The sequence below is a fragment of the Zavarzinia sp. genome (assembly GCF_041650655.1).
GTDB lineage: Bacteria > Pseudomonadota > Alphaproteobacteria > Zavarziniales > Zavarziniaceae > Zavarzinia.
Genome location: NZ_JBAZKR010000098.1, coordinates 1 through 13,463 on the forward strand (window position 1 = coordinate 1; position 13,463 = coordinate 13,463).

Annotated in this window: 11 protein-coding genes and 3 pseudogenes; 8 read left to right on the forward strand and 6 right to left on the reverse strand. The window is 68.8% G+C overall.

Features of this window, described 5'->3' with window-relative positions:
• Positions 1-537: pseudogene (locus tag WC493_RS18060) on the forward strand (transposase); the annotation flags it as partial.
• Positions 538-745: 208 nt separating this feature from the next.
• On the opposite strand, the gene istB reads toward WC493_RS18060, so the two are convergent.
• The 3 genes and pseudogenes from istB to WC493_RS18075 all read right to left on the reverse strand — a co-directional run.
• Positions 746-1,474 (reverse strand): IS21-like element helper ATPase IstB, encoded by a 729-nt coding sequence (istB, locus tag WC493_RS18065; protein WP_373067054.1) that lies wholly within the window; start codon positions 1,472-1,474, stop codon positions 746-748.
• Positions 1,407-2,973: pseudogene (istA, locus tag WC493_RS18070) on the reverse strand (IS21 family transposase). The gene istB and the pseudogene istA overlap by 68 nt, the downstream one beginning before the upstream one ends.
• Before the next feature lie 99 nt (positions 2,974-3,072).
• A pseudogene (locus WC493_RS18075) lies at positions 3,073-3,222 on the reverse strand (IS110 family transposase); the annotation flags it as partial.
• Between WC493_RS18075 and WC493_RS18080 the strand changes: the two are divergent.
• The 4 genes from WC493_RS18080 to WC493_RS18095 all read left to right on the forward strand — a co-directional run bounded on the left by WC493_RS18080 (position 3,169) and on the right by WC493_RS18095 (position 8,591).
• The gene (locus WC493_RS18080; RefSeq protein WP_373067067.1) at positions 3,169-3,426 is read left to right on the forward strand and encodes a hypothetical protein; all 258 of its coding nucleotides are present in this window, start codon (positions 3,169-3,171) and stop codon (positions 3,424-3,426) included. The pseudogene WC493_RS18075 and the gene WC493_RS18080 sit on opposite strands and share 54 nt — an antisense overlap.
• Positions 3,427-3,506: 80 nt before the next feature.
• Positions 3,507-5,549, forward strand: coding sequence for a hydantoinase/oxoprolinase family protein (locus WC493_RS18085; protein ID WP_373067055.1), 2,043 nt, complete (start codon positions 3,507-3,509; stop codon positions 5,547-5,549).
• Positions 5,546-7,558 (forward strand): hydantoinase B/oxoprolinase family protein, encoded by a 2,013-nt coding sequence (locus WC493_RS18090; RefSeq protein ID WP_373067056.1) that lies wholly within the window; start codon positions 5,546-5,548, stop codon positions 7,556-7,558. Before WC493_RS18085 ends, WC493_RS18090 begins: the two co-directional genes overlap by 4 nt.
• Positions 7,551-8,591: an L-erythro-3,5-diaminohexanoate dehydrogenase gene (locus WC493_RS18095; RefSeq protein WP_373067058.1), complete on the forward strand. Its 1,041-nt coding sequence runs from the start codon at positions 7,551-7,553 to the stop codon at positions 8,589-8,591. The genes WC493_RS18090 and WC493_RS18095 overlap by 8 nt, the downstream gene beginning before the upstream one ends.
• A gap of 5 nt (positions 8,592-8,596) precedes the next feature.
• Here WC493_RS18095 and WC493_RS18100 read toward each other — a convergent pair whose 3' ends face one another.
• Entirely contained in the window at positions 8,597-9,532 is a 936-nt protein-coding gene (locus WC493_RS18100; RefSeq protein ID WP_373067059.1) for a LysR family transcriptional regulator, read from the reverse strand.
• A 44-nt stretch (positions 9,533-9,576) separates the two neighbouring features.
• Here WC493_RS18100 and WC493_RS18105 point away from each other — a divergent pair, with 44 nt between their 5' ends.
• Positions 9,577-10,443 carry a 3-keto-5-aminohexanoate cleavage protein gene (locus tag WC493_RS18105; protein WP_373067060.1) on the forward strand — a complete coding sequence of 289 codons (867 nt, stop codon included), beginning with the start codon at positions 9,577-9,579 and terminating at the stop codon, positions 10,441-10,443.
• A gap of 50 nt (positions 10,444-10,493) precedes the next feature.
• Here the strand turns inward: WC493_RS18105 and WC493_RS18110 are convergent, their stop codons facing one another.
• Together WC493_RS18110 and WC493_RS18115 are read right to left on the reverse strand one after the other, a co-directional pair.
• On the reverse strand, positions 10,494-10,895 hold the full coding sequence (locus WC493_RS18110) for a RidA family protein (RefSeq protein WP_373067062.1): 402 nt from the start codon (positions 10,893-10,895) through the stop codon (positions 10,494-10,496).
• Complete coding sequence (locus WC493_RS18115) at positions 10,895-11,620, reverse strand: GntR family transcriptional regulator (protein ID WP_373067063.1); 726 nt, start codon at positions 11,618-11,620, stop codon at positions 10,895-10,897. The genes WC493_RS18110 and WC493_RS18115 overlap by 1 nt, the downstream gene beginning before the upstream one ends.
• Before the next feature lie 195 nt (positions 11,621-11,815).
• Here WC493_RS18115 and WC493_RS18120 point away from each other — a divergent pair, with 195 nt between their 5' ends.
• Together WC493_RS18120 and WC493_RS18125 are read left to right on the forward strand one after the other, a co-directional pair.
• On the forward strand, positions 11,816-13,102 hold the full coding sequence (locus WC493_RS18120; RefSeq protein WP_373067064.1) for an aminotransferase class III-fold pyridoxal phosphate-dependent enzyme: 1,287 nt from the start codon (positions 11,816-11,818) through the stop codon (positions 13,100-13,102).
• On the forward strand, positions 13,099-13,463 hold a 365-nt coding region (locus tag WC493_RS18125; RefSeq protein ID WP_373067066.1), incomplete at its 3' end, for a hydantoinase/oxoprolinase N-terminal domain-containing protein. The genes WC493_RS18120 and WC493_RS18125, both read left to right, overlap by 4 nt.

Genomic DNA, 13,463 nt, shown 5'->3' on the forward strand with positions numbered 1-13,463 from the left:
GCGTTCCGATGTCTTTCGCACCCGAGAGAGCTCGCTGGAAATCCATTTGCCTTGGCTCGATGCCCAATGGGCGGCCGGACAGCGCAACGGCGCCGAGTGGGCAGCGCGCCGGCGGCAGGCGGAAAGAGCCGATGTGAGCTCGCTGAGCCGGGCCCCATCGGCGCGCACGATTGCCCGGCTGCTCACCATGGACAGGGGCGGTCTGACCAAGTCGGAAACCGTGACCGTCGCCGCGATCGAGGCTGGGACGCCGCTTCTGGTGCAGGCCCGGGACATCGTCGCCACCTTCCAAGCCATGATCCGCAAACGCTCGCTGGGAGACCTCGCTCCTTGGCTGGAGAAGGCCCGATCGAGCTTGGTAGCGTCCTTCGCCAATGGCGTAATCAAGGATCAGGCCGCGGTCAGCGCGGCGATCACGTCGCCCTGGTCGAACGGCCAGACCGAGGGCCAGATCACCAAGCTCCAACTCGTAAAGCGCAGATGTACGGCAGGGGCAGCCTGGATTTGCTGCAGGCGCGGGTAATCGGCGCTGCTTGACCTGTCAATCGGCTCGGTATCGGGACCCCGTATCGGCGTCCAATAAATAGTGCCCCCTTTGTCGGGTTATCCCGGTAGTGCACAGGAGGGACCCGCGCGCGGCGCGCAGTGCCCTCACGAGCGACGGAGCGCCGCGCGTGGGAGGTCCCTGTGAACCCACCGGGGTAACCCGCGGGGGTGGGGTTCGGGGCGGGGGATTTTCGGGTTGTCAGGCGCGGTTCTTGAAGCGCCAGCTCTCGTTGCCGGTCTCGACGATCTCGCAGTGATGGGTGAGACGATCGAGCAAGGCGGTAGTCATCTTGGCGTCGCCGAAGACCGAAGACCATTCGCCGAAGGCGAGATTGGTGGTGACGATGACCGAGGTCTGCTCGTAGAGCCGGCTGATCAGGTGGAACAGCAATTGGCCGCCGGTCTGGGCGAAGGGCAGATAGCCCAGCTCGTCGAGAATGATGAAGTCCTTGCGCGCGAGCATGTCGGCCATCTGGCCCTGGCGGCCGGCTCTGGCTTCCGCCTCGAGGCGGTTGACGAGATCGACGACATTGAAGAAGCGGCCGCGCGCGCCGGCGCGGATGCAGGCCCGGGCAATGGCGATCGCGAGATGGGTCTTGCCGGTGCCCGTGCCGCCGATCAGCACGACGTTGCGCTGGTGGGCGAGGAATTCGCCACCGGCGAGGTCCCGTGCCAGGGTCTCGTTGACCGCGGCGGCATCGAAGTCGAAGTCGTCGATATCCTTGGCCAGCGGCAGTTTGGCGATGGTGATCTGGTATTTGATCGAACGCGCCTGCTTCTCGCTGATCTCGGCGGTCAGCAGGTCGCCGACGATGCGCTGGGGCTCGTGCTGGCGCTTGACCGCAGTTGCGATGATCTCGTCATAGGCGCTCTTCATGCCGTAGAGCTTCAACTCGGCCATGGCGGCCATGATGGCGGAACGGTCCATCACAGGGGGCTCCTCAGACTGTCGTAGCGGGCACAATCGGCCAGGGGTTGGTGACGAAGCTGCAGGGCCGCCGGCGTCATGATGGTGGGGACCGGCGCCGCCTCCTTCCGGCGTGCCAGGATGTTGAGAATGACGGCGGCGGAATGGACCCCCTCGGCCAGGGCCTCGGCACAGGCGGCCTCGACCGCCGGCAACCCGTCGTCGAGCACGGCGGTCAGGATCTCCACCATCTGGCGATCGCCGTCGCCAACGGCGCGCAATTTACGCCGGACCCGCTCCAGTGCCGCCGGCAGGACCCAATCCTTGAAGGGCGCGCCGTTCCGCAGCGCCCCGGGCTTGCGGGCCAGGACCGGCACGTAATGCCACGGATCATAGATCGTCTGGTCCCGGCCGAAGCAGCGTCCATGCTGGCCGACGATGCGCCCTTCCTGGCGGATCTCGATCCGCTCGGCATAGGCCCGGACCTCGACCGGCCGCCCGACAGCATGGGCGGCGACCGAGTATTTGTTGTTGTCGAAGCGGACCAGGCAGGTCTTGGAGACCGAGGCCGGCACGGCGTGGAAGCCGTCGAACGGGCCGGCATAGGGCACCAGGCTCGGCCGCTCCTCCTCGAACACCGACCAGACCGTTCGCTCACGCAGCTCCGGATGGCGATGGGCGCGGGCATAGGCAATACACTGGTCGAGCAGCCAGCCGTTCAATTCGTCGTAGCTCTTCACCCGGACGCGGGGCGAGAAGAAGCGTTCCCGAGCCAGGCCGATCTGGTTCTCGACCTGCCCCTTCTCCCAACCCGACGCCGGTGTGCAGGCCACGGGATCGACCAGATAGTGGCCGCACATCTGCTGGAAGCGCCGGTTATAAGCCCGCTCCTTGCCGACGAAGATCGTGTCGACCGCCGTCTTCATATTGTCGTAGATGCCCCGCGTGCAGGCGCCCTTGAAGAAGGCAAAGGCCCGGTCGTGGGCGTCGAACACCATCTCCTGGCTCTCGCGCGGATAGGCCCGTACGAACAGCATCCGGCTGTGGCAGAGCCGGACATGGGCGACCTTCACCGTGACCGTCGTGCCGCCGATCAGCACGACCTCGTGGCTCCAGTCGAACTGATAGGCCTCGCCCGGCGCGAAGCTCAGCGGCACATAGGCTTGCGCAATGCCGGTGCCGCGCTCCTTTGCAAAGCGCCGGGCATAGCGCCGTACCGCGTCGTAACCGCCATCGTATCCGGCGCCGCGCAAGGTCTCGAAGATTCTGACCAGCGTCAGGCGCTCCCGTGCCGGCTTCGCCTCGTTCGCCAACAGCAGCCTGTCCAGTTCCGCACGCCACGGATCAATCTTCGGGAAAGGTTGGGTCTTCCGCTCATAGGCAAAGGCCGTCGCCTCAGATCGGATGACTTTCCTCACCACCTTCCGTGAGAGCTTCAACTCCCGGCAAATTGCCTTGATCGGCTTGCCCTGCACGAAATACGCGCGGCGAACCTTCGCTACCGTCTCCACCACCAGCATCCCGAAACAGGCTCACCAATCCGTCCGCGGGAAGCCTAAGTGAGCCCCAGCTACCGGGGTCCCGTTTGGGCGCCGATCACCCCCGTAGCGGGGTCCTTATTCCATGCTTGTTAACAGCAAAGGACCAAACGCGGCGAGAAGTTTATCGCGCCGGACTTTCTTGCGCAGAACCACTCGCCCATCACCATCCACTCCATGGATCTGAAAGACGTTCTTGGCGATATCGAGGCCAACCGTCGTAATCTGCATGAGGACGGCTCCTGTTCATTGATGGGGGGCCTGACAGCACCATCCTGGCACATTGCGATGCCGTCTGGTCGGGGGCCGTCCACCCCATCAAACCGAATGGCCTCCGGCAAAGCCGGGGCGGTTCACGACCGGATTTCGCTCGTGGCCAGGGAGATGATTATAGAAAAATCAGATATTGATCTTATCAATTATCGATTTGATTGACGTCGCGTAGGGATTTTTGATGGAGCCGAGACGAGCGGTTCGGTGGCTTATGCCAGGACCGCCCTGCGGAAGGCGGCGTCATGTATCAGGTCTGTGTCGATGTCGGCGGTACGTTCACCGATCTTTATGCCGTCGATCTGACGAATGGCGCGGTCGTCACGGAAAAGGCGACGACGACGGCGGATGCGGTCGGCGGCGTGATCGACGCGATCGCGCGGAGCGGCATCGCCCCCGGCGCCATCGGGCGCTTCGTCTTCGGCTCGACCCGGCTCGTCAACGCCCTGGTCGAAGGCAAGGTGCCGAAGGTCGCCTTCATCGCCACCCGGGGCTTTTCCGATACGCTGGAGATCCGCCGGGTCTGGCGCGAGCATCTGTTCGGCTGGCGCTGGGAACGACCGGCGGCGTTGGTCCCGGGCGACCTTCGCTTCGGTGTCGGCGGCCGGATCGATCACCGGGGGCAGGAGATCGAACCCCTCGACCTCGCTGCCCTCGACGGCATCATCGACGCCGTCGCGGCGCGCGGCATCGGGGCGGTCGCGGTCTCTCTCCTGTTCTCCTTCCTCAATCCGGCCCATGAGCGCAAGATCCGCGACCGCTTCCGCAGCCGGGCGCCGGGTATCGACGTCTTTCTGTCGTCCGAAGTCGATCCCGAGATCAAGGATTATGAGCGCGGTTCGACCACTGTGGTGGCGGCCTCGCTGAGCGGGCTTTCCAACGAATTGTTCAGCGAGCTGGAAGACCGGCTCGCCGCCGCCGGGGTCGCCGCCAAGCCGCAGGTGATCAAGTCGAACGGCGGCACCATGTCGGCCGCCTCGGCCAGAGCCAAGCCGCTCGAGATTATCCGCAGCGGGCCGGCTGGCGGGGTCGCCGCCCTGGCCCGCCTTTCGCGGCGCCTGGGCCTGCCCAATCTGATCGGGGTCGACATCGGCGGCACCACAGCCGACGTCGCGGTCATCACCGGCGGCAAGGTCACCTATACCAACGAGATGCCGCTGAAGTGGGACATCCCGGTCCGGGTGAACATGGCCGACGTCCGCTCGGTCGGGGCCGGCGGCGGTTCCATCGCGCGGATCGACGCCGCCGGGCGCCTGCATGTCGGGCCGCAGTCGAGCGGTGCCTTTCCGGGTCCCGTCTGCTACGGCCGGGGCGGCACGATGCCGACCACGACCGATGCCGCCGCCGTGACCGGCCTGATCGATCCCGCCCGTTTCCTCGGCGGGCGCATGGCGCTCGATGTCGAAGCGGCCCGCCGCGTGATCGAGCGCGAGATCGGGGCCCCCCTCGGCCTTGCCGTGACGGCGGCGGCGGCCGGCATCCTCCATCTCGCCGCCGCCCGCATGGCTCAGCTCGTCTCCGAGATGACGGTGCAGGAGGGGCTGGATCCCCGGGACTACATCCTGGTCGGCTTCGGCGGTGCTGGGCCGCTCTTCGTTGCCGGCATCGCCGAAGAGATCGGCGCGGCCGGCGTGATCGTGCCGCGCTTCCCTTCGGTGTGGTCGGCCTGCGGCGGGCTGCACGCCGATGTCGTGCATGATTACGCCCAGACCCTGTTCTCGGCTATGGCGGGCCTCGATCCCGCCCGCCTGGCCGAGCGGCTGGCGGCGATGCGCGCGGCGGCCGAGGCCGATCTCCGGCGTGATGGCTGCGATCCCGCGGCGGCCAGCTACACTGCCGCCCTCGACATCCGCTATGCCGGGCAATCGCACCAGATCGCCGTGCCCCTGGCGCGACTGGACGCCCTGGATCGCTCGGTCCTGCAAGAGGCCGAGGCCGATTTCGAGCGCCTGCACGAAGCCGCCTATGCCCACCGGCGCCCCGACGACCCGCGGGAAGTGACGACCGTCCGCCTGCAGGCCCGGGTCGCCGTTGCCGCCGAGGAAGCGGCCGCCCTGCCGTCGCCGGCCGGGGCGGGGACGGCCCCGGTCTTCCGCCGCGTCCATTTCCACGGTCATCCGCAGGCCCTGGAGACCCGTGTGGTGGAGCGCGCTGCCCTGGTCCCCGGCCATTGGCTGGCCGGGCCCGCCGTGGTGACCGAGGACCAGTCGAGCACGGTGGTGCCGCCGGGCTTGCGCCTCTGCCTCGCTGCCGAAGGCCATCTCGTCCTCGAAAGGAGCCCGGCATGAGCGGCGCCCTCGACCCGATCACCGAGCGGGTGCTCGGCTCCGCCTTCGGCTCGATCTGTGCCGAGATGGGGCACACCATGCTGCGCACCGCCAATTCCTCGGTCTTCGTCGAGGGGCGGGATTTCTCCTGCGCCCTGGTCGATGCCGAGGCGGGGCTGGTCGCGACCGCCAATTTCGATCCCAGCCACCTTTCGGCCATGGCGCTGACGGTCGAATATGTGATGCTGCATTTCGGCCGCGCGGCGATCCTGCCGGGCGACGTCTTCCTGGTGAACGATCCCTATCGGGGCGGCGGCCACCTGCCCGACATCACCCTGATCCGGCCCCTGTTCCACAGTGGGCGCTTGCTCGCCTTCGCGGTCAACCGCGCCCATCACGTCGACATCGGCGGCATGGCGGTCGCGGGCTTTCCGGGCACGGCGAAATCGACCTATCAGGAAGGCCTGCGCATCCCGCCCGTCAAATGGTTCGCCGCCGGCGAGGAACGGCGCGACATCCTGGAGCTGATCACCCTCAACGTCCGGTTTCCGCGCGACCAGATCGGCGACCTCAGGGCTCAGGAAGCCAGCACCCGCGTGGCCGAGCGGCGCTTCGCCGGCCTGGTCGCCAAATATGGCGTCGATACGGTGGCGGCCTGCATGGCCGCAGTGCAGGACCATTCGGAACAGTTGATGCGGGCGGTGATCGCCGGCCTGCCCGACGGCACCTGGCGCTTCACCGAATTCATGGAGGACGACGGCCACGACGACCGGCCCTATCGGATCGAGGTCGCCCTGAAGGTCGCGGGCGATGCCGTCACGGTCGACTTCACAGGCTCGAGCGCCCAGGCCCTGGGGCCGATCAATTCGTCCTACGGCAATACGCTGTCGAGCACCTACAACGCCCTGATGCAGTTGGTCGGGCCGGAAGTCGCCTTCAATTCCGGCTGCTTCCGGCCGATCGAGGTGGTCGCCCCGCGCGGCAGCCTGCTCAATCCGGTGCCGCCCGCGCCCTGTTTCGGCGGCGTCACCGAAACCTCGATCCGCATCATCGATGCCGTGTTGGGCGCCCTCGCCCCCGCGGCACCGGACCGGCTGGGGGCGGGGACCTATGGCACATGCATCAATTTCTCGGGCGGCGGCTACGACCGCGCGCGTCAGCAGGATTTCGGCTTCTACCTCTTCTGCGAAGGCGGCTGGGGGGCGACGGCCTGGCGCGACGGCTGGAACTGCACGCCCAATCCGACCTCCAACTTCAACGACTATCCGGTCGAATGGGTGGAGGCGACCATGCCGCTGCGCTATCTCGAAGCCCGGCTGAACCCGGACAGCGGCGGACCCGGGCGCTTCCGGGGCGGCGTCGGCTCGATCCGCAGCTTCGAACTGCTGGAGGATGAGGTCGAGTTGAACGGCCTCGGCGAGCGCATGGTGATCCCGCCCTTCGGCCTCGAAGGAGGCCGGCCGGGCGGTCTCAACCGGCTCGAATTCCGCCGCCACGGCGGCCGCGAATGGCAGGATCTGACCTCCGCCTTCGGCAGCGCGTCGCCCTCCAAATTCTACGGCCACAAGGCCGCGCGGGGGGATCGCTTCCGCATCGTCACCGGCGGCGGCGGCGGCTTCGGCCCGCCGCTGGAACGCGATCCGGCCCGTGTGGTCGAGGACGTCCGGGAAGGTTTCGTAACCCCGGGGGCCGCCGCCGGCCTCTATGGCGTCGTCCTGATCGCCGGCGCGGACGGGCAGCCGGGCTTCGACCCGCAGGCGACGGCGGTGCTCCGCCGGCGCCTCGCCGGGGCGCGGGATGCCGGAGATTACGAGGCGCTGATTTCCGCGGCGCTCAAGCGCGCGGCCGGCAGCGAACCCGACGTCCGGACCCGGGCCGAGATCGCGGCCGTCGCCGAGATCGTCGCGGCCCGGGCGGAGAACACGCCCGGCCGCTCCCTCGACACGCCCTTCGACAACCGCCGTGCCCTCGCCTTCTGGGACTCCTGGGCCCTGCGGCGCTGGCTCTCCGTCCGAGGTCGCCATGACTGACGCCCCCTGTCCCTTCGGCACCCATCGCACCGGCGGCCTGCTGCCTCAGCCCGCGCCCCGCCTCGACGCCGCCCTGCCGATGCAGGCGAACGAGCTGGAGATCGAGGTCGAGTGCCTGAATCTCGACAGCTCCAGCATGCGCCAGATCGCGGAAAGCTGCGGCGGCGACATCGCCGCCATCGGCGCGCGGATCGCCGAGATCGTGCGCGAGCGGGGCAAGATGCATAATCCGGTGACCCAGTCGGGCGGCATGTTGATCGGCCGGGTGCGGGCGATCGGCCCGGATTTCCCCGCCGGCGACCTCGCCCCGGGCGAGCGGATCTGCACCATGGTCTCGCTCTCCCTGACACCCCTGGTGCTCGACGCGATCGAGGCGATCGATGTCGCCCGCGCCCAGGTTCGCGTGCGCGGCCGGGCCTATCTCTTCGCCAGCGGTCTGTTCGCCCGCATCCCGGACGACCTGCCGCTCACCCTGTCGCTCGCCCTCTGCGATGTCGCGGGGGCGCCGGCGACCGTGCTGCGCGAGGCGCGGCCGGGTGAGACGGTGGTGGTGCTGGGCGCCGCAGGCAAGGCCGGCGTGCTCTCCCTCGTCGCGGCGCGCCAGCGGGTGGGGGCGGCGGGGCGGGTGATCGCCCTCGACCAATCCGCCGCCGGCTGCGACGAGCTGCGAGCCCTCGGCGTCGCCGACGTGGTCGCGGTCGCCGACCTCCGCGATGCCCTGGCCACCTGGCGCAGCGTGGCGGTGGCGACCGGGGGCGAGCTTGCCGATCTCGTCGTCAACACCACCAATGTCGCCGGGACGGAGGGGGGCAGCATCCTGTCCGCCCGCCAGCGCGGCCGCATCTTCTTCTTCGGGATGCAGACCTCGTTCCAGGCCGCCGCCCTGGGGGCGGAGGGGCTGGGCCGGGACGTCACCATGCTGATCGGCAACGGCTATGTCGAAGGCTGGGTGGAGACGACTTTCGCTCTCGTGCGCGGCCATGGCCCGCTGCTGGCCCTGTTGAACCGGCGCTTCGGGGAGGCCGGGGCATGACCGGATCAATCCTGCGGATAGGTTCGCGCGGGGAGCGGCAGGCGCAGCAGCTCGGCGTCGAGTTCGTCGAGGAACACCGTTTCGACCCTTGTCGGCCGGCGCCCCGGATGAGTCACCAGGAAATGGTCGATCACCGGCAAGCCCTCGTAGGGCGGCAATTGCCGGAGCAGGCCGAGGCGGACGTCGTCTGCCATCGCATGGACGGGAAAGGGTGCGATGCCGAGGCCGGCGATCGCCATGCGCCGGATCGTCTCCAGAAAGGGCGAGACGCCGGTGATCCGGCCCCGGCAGCCGAGCTTCATGCGCAGATGGGCGACCGGCCACAGGGCATCGTTGAAGCGGTCGGTCTGGAAGGAGACGAAGGCTTCGTCGCGCAGGTCTTCGACCGTGACGTCCACCCGCTCGAACAGGCGATGGCCGCGCCCGCAGAAGAAGCCGAAATGCTCCCGCGTGAAGGGGCGATAGGCGAGGTCGTCCCGGTCCTTGAAGCTGAGGCAGATGCCCGCGGTCGCATCGCCCCGGGCGACCGCCTCCTGGATCTCGACGCTGGGGCCCACCGCCATCTCGAAATCCGCAGCCGGATAGCGGCGGTGGAAGTCGGCCATGAAGGCATCGAAGAAGGGGGCAACGATGCCGCTCGCCACCTGGAGCTTCACGGTCCCCGCGACCAGGCGGCCGGCGTCGTCCATCCGCTCGTTCAGGCGGTCGATGCGCGACAGGATCTCGCGGCATTCGCGGAACAGTTCGGTGCCTTCGGCGGTGACCTCGAAGACCGTGCCGCCGCGCCGGATCAGGCGGTGGCCGACTTGGTCCTCGAGCTGCTTCAGGGCGGTGCTGATGGTCGGCTGGCTGCGGTGCAGGCGCGCCGCCGCCTTGGACAGGCCGCCGCATTCGACGATGGCGACGAAGGTACGCAGCAGGTTCCAGTTCAGCTTGTTCACCGTTTCCTCGACTCCGCGGCCCGCGATTATTGAAAGAGCCTATAATGAAACGGGAAATGCCGCAGCCGGCCAATGAGGCGCCAAGACCGCCGGGCACCATGATCACCGTCGCCCCCACGGGGGCCGAGCTGGACGCGGCCGCCTTTCCCGCCCTGCCGGCCAGCCTGGAAGCCCTGGTCGCGGCGGGCGAGGACTGCGAGGCGGCGGGGGCGGCCGTGATCCATGTCCATGTCCGGGACGGCGCGGGTCGGCCCAGCCTCGATCCCGCCCTGCTGGGGGCGGCCGTCGCGGCCCTGCGGCAGTGCACCGGCCTGATCGTGCAGCTCTCGACCGGCGGCAGCATCGAGGACGGTTACGAGGATCGCCTGCGCGTGCTCGAGGTCCGGCCCGATTCCTGTTCGATCTCGATGGGTACGGTCAATTTCGGCGAGGGCGTCTTCCTCAATCCCTGGTCCCTGATCGTCGCCCTGCACGAGCGGGCGCGGGCCCTCGCCATCGTGCCGGAATATGAAATCTTCGACCTCGGTCACTTGGCGAACCTGCGCCGCCTGCTCGACGAGAAGGGCTTGCCCCATGGCGGGCGGGTCCATTGCGACTTCGTGATGGGGGTGCCGGGCGGTATGCCGGGCGATCTGGCGACCCTGGCCGTCGCCCTCCAGGCCCTGCCGCCGCAGGTCACCTCCTGGTCCGCGACCGGGATCGGCAAGGCGTCCCTGCCGGTGATGCTGGCCGCCCTTTCGGCCGGCGGCAACCTGCGTGTCGGGATCGAGGACACGGTCCATTTCGCCGCCCGCCGGCCGGTCCGCGACAATGCGGAACTGGTGAGCCGGGCGGCGGAACTCTGCACCCTGGCCCAGCGCCCGCCGATGACCCCGGCGGCGGCCCGCGGCCTGCTCAACATCGTGGCCTGACCATGGCGGCGGGGACGCAGACGAGACCCCGCCGCGACGGCGCCCGCGCCTCAGGCGGCGGGGGCCCTGGCCGCCACCGCCTCGATCTCGACCTTCCAGTCCGGGCGCACCAGGGCCTTGGCGATGATCAGGGTGGAGGCCGGCCGGGCCGCCCCCAGATGACGGCTGCGCACCTTGGCATAGGCGGCGAGATCCGCCTCGTCGACCAGATAGACGGTGGTCTTCACCAGGTCGCCCACAGCCATGCCGGCGGCGGCGAGCGCCGCTTCGAGGTTGCGCCAGCAATTTTCCGCTTGGCCCTCGATATCGGGGGGCAGGCTGCCGTCCGGTGCCGTGCCGATCTGGCCCGAAATCTGGATCTGCTCGAAGCCGGGCGGGATGCGCACGACATGGCTATAGGGGCCCACGGGCACGGGCAGATCGGGCGGATTGACGAAATCGAGGCTGGACATCAGGCGGGTTCCGAATGATCGAGGGGGACGAGCAATTGCCCCGGATCGCCGCCGAGGCGCAGGATCAGGGGCTTCACGGTGGACAGGATATGGCCGGTCATGGCCTGGGCCGCCGCCTGCTCGTCGCCCGATTCGATCGCATGGATCAGGGGCTCGTGTTCGGCGGCGATCGCCTGCAGGTCGGCCTGGCCCTCGTTGTCGAGGGCGATCGCCATCAGCAGCCGGCCTTCCAGCGTATGGAACAGATGGGCGATCAGGGCATTGCCGCTGGCCCGGCAGATCTCGGCGTGGAAATCGAGTTCGGAACGCGAGACCCGGGCCTGTTCCCCGGCCCTGGCCGCCGACGCCATGCGCGCGATCAGATCGCGCAGGGGCGCCGTCGCCATGCGCCGCCGCGTCGCCAAGCGGATCGAGGTCGCTTCGAGCGACAGACGGACATTGTAGAGATCGATCACCGCGGCGGCATCGAATTCGGCGACCGTGTAACCGACCCGGGGACGCTCGTCGACCAGCCCGTCCTCAACCAGGCGGCGCATCGCTTCGCGCACGGGGGCGCGGCTGATGCCGAAATTCTTGGCCAGTTGCACCTCGATCAGGCGGGTGCCCATGGCGAAACGGCCGGAGACGATCATCTCCCGCAACTGCTCGTAGGCCTGGTCGGCCAAGCGGGCGGTGGACAGGGGCGCCACCGACACCTCGTCGTCCGGAACCACGGCCTGCTGCATAGAAAGACTCCCCTCGACGCGGGTCCGCCCCGTTCGGCGCCCCCGGTATCATGCCTTCGGCGCCGGAAAGCGTCCAAGTGCGACGGCAGGATCATACACGCAGAAATAAATTTGTCGACCGCCGTCTGTCGCCTGTCGACAGGCGACAGACTCGGAACTATGCTGCGAGGCAACAACGAACCGAGGCCTCGTCTGATGAAGCGTCTGCTGCGCACCGGGTTGAATGTCGAAAGCGGGGATGCCCCGCAGATCGTCGGCGGCGAGGGAGTGAATTTCATCTTCTCCGACGGCCGCCGACTGATCGACGGCAGCAGCACGGGCGGCCCGCTCGGCCATCGTCATCCCGACATGCTGGAAGCCCTGCGCAAGACCCTGGAGATCGCCCCGGTGATCAGCGAAGGCTGGGACTGGCAGGAACGCGAGGCGGCGGCGGAAGAATTGATCGACATCGCCTTCGCCGGCGAACACGGCTGGGTCGGCGCCGTGCGCTTCTTCCTCTCGGGCAGCGAGGCGAACGACCAGGCGCTGTCGCTCGCCCAGGCCATCACCGGCCGCACCGCCCTGGCCACCCGGGAACGCGCCTATCACGGCCTGACCGGCCTGTCCCGCGCCGTCACCACCCAGCCGCAATGGCACGGCGGCCTGTCCCGCCTGTCGGGCGGCTTCCGGCCGGTTCCCGTGCCGGTCCCGGTACGCCAGCTGCCGGCGCCCGAGGGGGCGCTGATGGGGCGCGTCGCACCCGGCCGCCCGGCTGAGACATTGCTGGCCGATGCCGAGGAGAGGCTCGCCGGTTGTGCCGCCCTGATCCTCGACTATACCCAGGGCGGGATCTACCACGACGCCGCCTATCAGGACCGCGCCGCCGGCGCCGCCCGCGCTGCCGGCGCGCTCTGGATCGCCGACGAGGTGGTGACAGGGCTCGGCCGCAGCGGCCGCTGGTTCGCCTTCCAGGGTGGTGACAGCCGGCCCGACATGGTGACCCTGGGCAAGCCGCTGGCCGGCGGCGCCATGCCCTGCGGCGCCGTGGTCTTGTCCAAGGACATGATGGCCGAACTCGACGGCTGCACCTGGCAGAGTTACAGCACCTTCCGCGCCCATCCCCTGATGATCGCGGCGACCCGCGCCTATCTCCGCGTGCTGACCCGCGATGGCCTGCTCGACCGCGTGCGGGTACTGGAGGCGCGCATCGCGGTACGCATGGCGGCGCTCGCCGCGCGCCATCCGGCCATCACAAGGATCGACGGTCGCGGCCTGCATTGGACGATCGAACTGGAAGGGCCGGACTGGCGCCGATGGCGCGGCGACAGCGCCGATGTCCCGGTGGCTACCCGTGTTTCCGACCGGGCGGCCCAGGCGGGGGCCCTGATCGGCACCAGCAGCGAACAGACGTCGCTGTTCCTGGCGCCGGCCCTGATCGTCTCCGACGCCGAACTCGATCGTCTGCTCGATGCCCTCGACTACGGGCTGGAGGCCGCCCGATGACCGGCGCCGCACTCCGCTTCCGCATCTCGGTCGATACCGGCGGCACCTTCACCGATGTGCTGGTGACCGGCAGCGACGGCCGCATGACCATCGGCAAGGCCTTGACCACCCATGGCCGCATCTTCAACGGCATGCGGGAAGCGCTCTCCGTCGCTGCCGCCGAGGTCGGTCTCTCGCTCGGCGAGCTGCTGGCGCAGACGACGCTCTTCACCTATGGCACCACCCGCGCCACCAATGCCACGGTGACGGGCAAGACGGCGCGCACGGCACTGCTGGTCACCCGGGGCTTTCCCGACATCCTGGTGCTGCGGGAGGGCGGCCGGGCCAATGCCCATGACTTCTCCCATGATTTTCCGGCCCC